The following is a 4,062-nucleotide window of genomic DNA, read 5'->3' on the forward strand; positions in this document are numbered from 1 at the left end:
TGCAAAGGAACTTATTCACTTTAGTTTTGCGTGATTACATTGTAGAAAATCTTACCCATACTTGTGTTGCTTAGTACACATGAATGAAATTTTTTGTCAATGCGTAAGTCCTATCATAGATAGATGTGCTATTTCTAGCATAAATTGCTACATAATTGCATCAATTAAGATAGCAATCTACTACAAGAAATGCCATATTATTTATTAACCCCTTAAATCTAGGAGGTTAGCATGACCTCAGCACAAATACCATTAGGTGTTGAATCAACTCTGCCTGACCATACGCAGCTACCAGAATCTGACGGTACTTTCGTGAAAAACTTGCAAGAACATCCTCAAAGTCTATTGCTTACTGACTCAATTGAGCCAATCTTGCAGAAGCTACACCCAGATGGACAATATTACATTGGTCAAGATAGTGGTATTTATTGGCGCATCACTGAACCACCGGAAAAAGGCGCAGAAGCCCCTGATTGGTTTTATGTACCGAATGTACCACCAACTTTAAATGGTCAATTCCGTCGTTCTTATGTACTGTGGCAAGAATACGTTGCACCGTTGATTGTATTGGAATTTGTCTCTGGTGATGGGAAGGAAGAACGAGATAAAACGCCAATCACAGGAAAATTTTGGGTTTATGAACAAGCAATTAGAGTCCCATATTATGGCATTTATGAAGTGAGAAAAGCCAATATAGAGATGTATCAATTGGTGCATGGGCGGTATGAGTTATTACCCATTAATGAACGAGGACATTATCCTATTGAAACAATGGGGGTAGAGTTAGGTATTTGGCAAGGACTATATCAGAATCTCGAATTACCTTGGTTACGCTGGTGGGATAATCAAGGTAATTTACTCCTAACAGGGTGGGAGCAATCACAGTTTGCACAAGCAAGAGCGGAACGCCTTGCAGCAAAGTTAAGAGAATTAGGTGTCAATCCAGACGATTTATAGCAAATCACGAATTATTTGCTCAATTTCCCCCAATCAGGTGATTCTACAGGACGAAGCGAGTAATCAACACATATTGTAGTATGATTGTAACTCATGCTTCTCATGGTAGAACTAATGACACCTAGATTTAAATACACCAAGGCTAGTCAAGAGAATATTCAACAACTGGGGAATATTCTTGAACAGTGCTTTGTCATGTCCTTTGGTGACAGTGAAATTTATGTCAAAGGTATTGGCTTAGAAAACTTTCGCGTTATTTACCGTGAACAGAAAGTTGCAGGTGGACTGGCAATTTTACCGATGAGTCAGTGGTGGGGGGGTCAGCGTGTACCAATGGCTGGTATTGCGGCTGTGGGTATTGCGCCAGAATATCGTGGTGATGGAGCTGCGATCGCTCTTATTCAGCATACCTTCCAAGAAATCTCTGAGCAAGATATCCCTATCTCGGTTCTCTATCCAGCTACACAACGCCTCTATCGAAAAGCAGGGTATGAACAAGCGGGTAGTTATTGTGTGTGGGAAATTCCCGCCGATAGTATTCAAATTCAACACGCCTGTTTACCCTTAGAACCCGTAGTTCTCAAAAATAATCCCATCTTTCATGATTTGTATCAACAACAGGCGCAACTGACGCACGGTTACTTAGACCGACATCCCGCCATTTGGCAAGGATTAAATCGCACACTTGATACAGAGACTCTCTATAGTTATTTAATTGGTGACAAAGACCAACCACAAGGTTACATCATCTTTACTCAAGAGCGAACCAAAGATGGCTCAATCCTCAGGATTAGAGATTGGGTGATGCTTTCAAATGCTGCTGTCCAAAGTTTTTGGTCATTTATTGCCAATCATCGTTCGATGATTGACAAAGTAACGTGGAAAAGTTCTGTTATCGATGCGTTGACATTGCTGTTACCAGAACAAAGCGCCACTATCAGAAGTCAAGACCGTTGGATGTTACGAATTGTCGATGTGTGCAAAGCACTGGAGGCGCGTGGTTATCCACCAGGAGTAGAAGCAGAATTACATTTAGAAATACAAGATGACTTGTTAGCCGCCAACCACGGTAAATTTATCTTATCTGTTGCTAATGGCAAAGGCGAAGTAACCAAAGGTGGCAAAGGTGAATTACAGCTAGATATTAAAGGATTAGCACCCTTGTACACCAGTTTATTTACACCCCGTCAGTTGCAGCTCACAGGAAAACTCCAGGCGACAGGAACCGCACTCCTCAAAGCTACACAAATCTTTGCAGGTGAATCCCCTTGGATGATTGATTTCTTTTAATTAGGGGTGTAGGGGTGTGAGGGTATAAGGGTATAGGGGATGAGCTTTTCCTATTGCACCCAGATACTTTACTAGATTTTTCTAGATTTTTTAATTACGAATTATTATGCACCACAGTTCTGGTCGCTGGCGTTTGGGGCTGGCTTTATCTCTGCTAACTGTTTTTTTGTGGGGAATTCTACCACTGGCGCTGAAGGTGGTACTGCAAGCACTTGATGTGTATACAGTTATTTGGTTTCGCTTTTTGCTTTCCTTTGCTTTGCTGGCTGTGTATTTAGGGATGCGTGGTAACTTGCCAAAGCTAAAACAGTTACAAGCTAATTCTTGGAAGTTATTAGCGATCGCCACACTCATGTTAGCCTCTAATTACTTCCTGTTTATGCAAGGTCTAGCCTTAACATCACCTGCAAATGCTGAAGTAATTATTCAATTAGCTACTCTCTTATTCGGCTTTGGTGGTTTAATTGTTTTTCAAGAAAGATACAATTTCTTTCAATGGCTTGGTGTTGGTGTATTAACTTTGGGTTACGTTTTATTTTTTCGTTCTCAACTGACTAACGTTATTACATCCCATGACACCTATGTTTTCGGCAGTGCCTTAGTAGTTTTAGGCGCAGTAGCTTGGGCTATTTATGCCTTAGCACAAAAGCAATTATTACAGTCCCTATCTTCTGCCCAAATCATGCTAGTTATTTATGGAGGATGTACATTACTCTTCACTCCTTTCACCAAGTTTGAGGCATTTAGTCAACTCAGCAATCTTCATTTATTAACATTACTTTTTTGTGCTTTAAACACAGTAATTGCCTACGGTGCTTTTGCAGAATCTCTAGAACATTGGGAAGCATCAAGGGTAAGTGCAGTTTTAGCTTTAGCACCGATCATTACTTTAATTGCAGTAGAGTTGATATCACTCATTGCACCTAATTTAATTCCCCCAGAGCGTCTGACAACTATAGGAATTGTAGGAGCTTGTTTAGTGGTAAGTGGTTCAGTGGCGATCGCCTTAAAAAAATCCTCATAGTCTAAAATCTACAATAAACTTGTTTACTAGCTAATAATCTTATGATTATCGACCCTAACAATGTGCCTATGGAAAGAGGCACAAATTACCCCGATGCGTTCAAAGCGATGGTTGCAGGAAGGATACGACAAAGGTTGGGCAACTTTGCTGGGTTGAAGAATTTTGGAGTCAACCTAGTGCAGTTAGAGCCAGGGAGTTTTTCTGCTTTGAGACACTGGCATTCTCATCAAGATGAGTTTATTTATATATTGGCAGGTGAACTGACTTTAATTACAGATGCTGGAGAAGAGATTCTCACACCAGGAATGGCGGCTGGATTTCCCGCAGGTGAAGCGAACGGACATCATTTAGTCAATCGGTCTGCGGTGGTCGGGGTGTATTTAGAAGTAGGCGATCGCACCCCCAATGACCAAGGTTATTATCCCGATGTGCCAGATTTGATGACACCACCTAGTCCTGATGGCAAATCCAGACAATTTATTCACCAAGATGGAGCGCTATATGAATAGGGTAATGGGTAATGAGAGATGAAAAAGATTTAGCGTTATACCGTTTCTTAATGAAGATGTGCTATATCCTGATCTGTAGAGACGTTGCATGCAACGTCTCTACATCATTTATTGGGCAATACGGTTCAGTTAAGAAAATAAATTAACTGCTACACATAAAACAGATCTATAGGACTTACGCATTGACAAAAAATTTCATTCATGTGTACTAAGCAACACAAGTATGGGTAAGATTTTCTACAATGTAATCACGCAAAACTAAAGTGAATAAGTTCCTTTGCA

Annotated in this window: 4 protein-coding genes; all 4 read left to right on the top strand. The window is 40.6% G+C overall.

Annotated elements, in window-relative coordinates:
* The first annotated feature begins 231 nt into the window (after nucleotides 1-231).
* The 4 genes from H6G14_RS32990 to H6G14_RS33005 all read left to right on the top strand — a co-directional run bounded on the left by H6G14_RS32990 (nucleotide 232) and on the right by H6G14_RS33005 (nucleotide 3,780).
* Nucleotides 232-957, top strand: coding sequence for a Uma2 family endonuclease (locus H6G14_RS32990; protein ID WP_190573178.1), 726 nt, complete (start codon nucleotides 232-234; stop codon nucleotides 955-957).
* A gap of 114 nt (nucleotides 958-1,071) precedes the next feature.
* A complete protein-coding gene (locus H6G14_RS32995) occupies nucleotides 1,072-2,247 on the top strand; it encodes a GNAT family N-acetyltransferase (protein ID WP_190573180.1) in 1,176 nt (391 codons plus the stop codon).
* Nucleotides 2,248-2,353: 106 nt separating this feature from the next.
* A complete protein-coding gene (locus tag H6G14_RS33000) occupies nucleotides 2,354-3,271 on the top strand; it encodes a DMT family transporter (RefSeq protein WP_190573181.1) in 918 nt (305 codons plus the stop codon).
* Between the two features lie 41 nt (nucleotides 3,272-3,312).
* Nucleotides 3,313-3,780 (top strand): cupin domain-containing protein, encoded by a 468-nt coding sequence (locus H6G14_RS33005; RefSeq protein ID WP_190573183.1) that lies wholly within the window; start codon nucleotides 3,313-3,315, stop codon nucleotides 3,778-3,780.
* Nucleotides 3,781-4,062 lie beyond the last annotated feature (282 nt).

Origin of the sequence: Nostoc parmelioides FACHB-3921 (assembly GCF_014696625.1) — a bacterium.
GTDB lineage: Bacteria > Cyanobacteriota > Cyanobacteriia > Cyanobacteriales > Nostocaceae > Trichormus > Trichormus parmelioides.

What these genes read in the sequence shown, in the direction of transcription:
- H6G14_RS32990 (WP_190573178.1), top strand. Translation starts at nt 232, where the DNA reads ATGACCTCAGCACAAATACCATTAGGTGTTGAATCAACTCTGCCTGAC.
- H6G14_RS33000 (WP_190573181.1), top strand. Translation starts at nt 2,354, where the DNA reads ATGCACCACAGTTCTGGTCGCTGGCGTTTGGGGCTGGCTTTATCTCTG.
- H6G14_RS33005 (WP_190573183.1), top strand. Translation starts at nt 3,313, where the DNA reads ATGATTATCGACCCTAACAATGTGCCTATGGAAAGAGGCACAAATTAC.
- H6G14_RS32995 (WP_190573180.1), top strand. Translation starts at nt 1,072, where the DNA reads ATGACACCTAGATTTAAATACACCAAGGCTAGTCAAGAGAATATTCAA.